Genomic DNA, 377 nt, shown 5'->3' with positions numbered 1-377 from the left:
AGGGAAACGGGAAAAGCCGATTGTCCTCCATACCAAAAACCTCCCACAAGGAACCATCAAGGAAATCGAGCTTTGTTATGATAACGGATTGTACTTATCGGTTTCCTTTGAAGATGGAAAAGAAAATCAACCTTATGAGAAGAAACAATCGGCCGGGGTTGATCCCGGCGAAATCCACACCCTTGCCGCCTTCGCTGAAAGCGGAGAAGCGTTGATCATCACGGGTCGGAAGATCCGCTCCATTCATCGCCTGCGCAACAAAAAGTTAGCAGCGATTCAGCGCCTTCAATCGAGGTGCAAAAAGGGTTCCCGCCAGTGGAAGAAATATCAGCGGGCAAAACGTTATGTGCTATCTAAATCAGAAAAACAACTGCAAG

At 47.5% G+C, this 377-nt stretch carries 1 pseudogene; it reads left to right on the top strand.

Going from position 1 to position 377, the window contains the following annotated elements:
- Positions 1 to 377: pseudogene (locus ACFOUO_RS16600) on the top strand (RNA-guided endonuclease InsQ/TnpB family protein); the annotation flags it as partial.

Origin of the sequence: Salinithrix halophila (assembly GCF_042650125.1) — a bacterium.
Classification (GTDB): Bacteria; Bacillota; Bacilli; order Thermoactinomycetales; family DSM-45169; genus Salinithrix; species Salinithrix halophila.
This window is presented reverse-complemented; position numbering and strand designations above follow the sequence as displayed.